Consider the following 2378-nt stretch of genomic DNA (forward strand, 5'->3'; position numbering starts at 1 on the left):
CCGTGACCAGGACGGATCGTGACTCGCCGTCGACCACCCCGTCGACCACCCGGCCGAGCAGGAGCACCGGGAGCACCTGGAGGACCGCCCCGGCCACCGTGGTGAGCACGGTGGCGGCCGTCAGCAGGGGTACCTGCCGGCAGTGCGCCACGAGCCATCGGGTGGCTTCTCCGCCGCCCGCCGTGCGCAGGGTCGCGGGGGCGGGGCGGGTCCAAGTGGCGCTCACCCGGAGCCCCTGACGGGCCGTGGGGTGCGGGACGGGGTGGCCGGCATCACTGATCGACCGACTTCACGAGTTCGTCGATGGCGTACGGCAGGGAGAGCAGGGTGCCCTGGGACATGGCCGCGCCGACCGCGGGGCCCTCGCTGTCCAGGAGGTACGAGACCTTCCCGGCCTTCACGGCGGCGAGGTTGTCGAAGAGGTCGAACTTCTTCAGCGCGTCCGTGTCCGCCTTGTCGTTGATGACGAAGATGCGGTCGACGTCGACGACGTCGATGCGCTCGGGCGACAGCACGGTGTAGAACTTGCCGCCGGCGGCCTTGTCGACCTCCGTCGCGCCCTTGTAGCCGATGCCGGTGATGAGCCGGCCGCGCACGTCGGTGGTGGCGAACGGTGCGACCGAGCCCTCGTACCAGGAGAGCGCCACGGCGGTCTCGTTCGCGAACTCCGGGTGAGCGGCGGCGGCGGCGTCGAGCTTGTCCTGAATGCCCTTCACCAGCGCCTGGCCCTCGGTCTCCTTGCCGAGCGCCTTGGCGATGTGTACGGCGTTGTCCTGCCACGGAGCGCTGAAGGGCTCCTTCTCGGCCTTGGTGCGGCCCACCGTCGGCGCGATCTTGGAGAGCTTGTCGTAGGCGGCCTGGTCGATCTCGGAGTAGACCGCGATGATCAGGTCCGGCCGCAGGGCGGCGATCTTCTCGTAGTTGGGGCCCGCGTCACCGTTGCTCATGATGACCTCGGGGCGGGTGTCGCCCCACTTGTCCTTCACCCAGGGCCACTGGGTGTTGATGTCGGGGGACGTGCCCGCGGGGTTCGGGTACTGGTCGACCATGCCGACCGGCTTGATACCGAGCGCCAGGATGGCCTGGTCGTCGGTGTAGCCGACGGAGACGACCCGCTGCGGGGCCTTGGTGATCTCCGTGGTGCCGAAGGCGTGCTCCACGGTGACCGGGAAGGCGCCGGTGGCTGCGGCCGGCGCACTCTCGCTCGCCTTCGCGTCCGGCTCGTCGGAGCCGCCGCAGCCCGCGAGGAGGCCCACACCGAGGGCCGTGGCGGACAGGACCGCCGCCACCCGCCGCCAGGACTTCGTACCGGTCGTTCTCTGGAGCAGCATCCCGAATCCCTTGCTCTCGCACTGGCCGCCTGCGCCCCGGTCGCCGGGGCAGCCAAACCGTATCCTGAAGAGGTGAGGCCAGCCTAGCCTAACCAAGGTATTTCCTGTGATTCGGAGCCTAGTTGGAACGAACATGGGTACGGCCGATGGGCACGATGAGGGGCCGGTCGCCCACCGGGTCGTCGATCACCTCGGCGCGCAGGCCGAACGCCTCGCGCAGCAAGTCGGCGGTGATGACGTCTTGGGGGTGTCCCTGCGCCAGGATCGCCCCGTCGCGCATCACGATGAGGTTGTCGCTGTAACGGGTCGCCAGATTGAGGTCGTGGAGCACCATGACGACCGTGCAGCCCGACTCGTGCAGGTCGTCCACGAGGTCGAGCACGTCGATGGCGTGGGCCAGGTCCAGATACGTGGTCGGCTCGTCCAGCAGCAGCAGATCGGTGCCCTGGGCCAGGGTCATCGATATCCAGACGCGCTGCCGCTGTCCGCCGGAAAGCGAGTCGACGGAGCGGTCGGCGAGTTCGGCCACCCCGGTCATCGCCAGCGCGCGTTCCACCACGGCGGCGTCGTCGGAGGACCACTGCCGCAGCCAGCTCTGGTGCGGGTGGCGTCCCCGGGCGACCAGGTCGGCCACGGTGAGCCCTTCGGGCGCGACGGGCGCCTGCGGCAGCAGGCCCAGTTTCTTCGCCACGTCCCTGGTGCGGAGGCGGGCGATGTCCTCGCCGTCCAGGACGACCGTGCCGCTCGTGGGTTTGAGCAGCCGGGTCAGGGTGCGCAACAGGGTCGACTTCCCGCAGCCGTTGGGGCCGATGATCGTGGTGATCACCCCGGACGGGATCGACACGTCGAGATCGTCGATGACGACACGTCCGCCGTACCCGACCGTCACCCCTCTGGCCTCCAGCCGGGCGCCCTCCGGGGCCGTGGGCGCGGGCTCTTCGCCGGAGCCGGCCTTCGCGTCGCGACAACCACTGACACCCACCGCCGGACCATCGGCGGGTCACGTCGGAGGTCTCCCGCTTCCCCGCTCCCGGGAACAGCATCGGC

2 protein-coding genes and 1 pseudogene are annotated in these 2378 nt (G+C 70.1%); all 3 read right to left on the bottom strand.

Annotated features, from left to right (window positions below; all coding sequences use genetic code 11):
- A pseudogene (locus ACWD3D_RS36120) lies at positions 1 to 226 on the bottom strand (ABC transporter ATP-binding protein); the annotation flags it as partial.
- 46 nt (positions 227 to 272) lie between these two features.
- Complete coding sequence (locus ACWD3D_RS36125) at positions 273 to 1331, bottom strand: ABC transporter substrate-binding protein (protein ID WP_451464894.1); 1059 nt, start codon at positions 1329 to 1331, stop codon at positions 273 to 275.
- Between the two features lie 118 nt (positions 1332 to 1449).
- The gene (locus ACWD3D_RS36130) at positions 1450 to 2235 is read right to left on the bottom strand and encodes an ABC transporter ATP-binding protein (RefSeq protein ID WP_451464895.1); all 786 of its coding nucleotides are present in this window, start codon (positions 2233 to 2235) and stop codon (positions 1450 to 1452) included.
- Between the last annotated feature and the right edge of the window lie 143 nt (positions 2236 to 2378).

The sequence above is a fragment of the Streptomyces sp. NPDC002690 genome, from assembly GCF_053592415.1.

Excerpts from the sequence above, each read along its gene's own strand:
- ACWD3D_RS36125 (WP_451464894.1), bottom strand. The coding sequence starts at position 1,331 with ATGCTGCTCCAGAGAACGACCGGTACGAAGTCCTGGCGGCGGGTGGCG.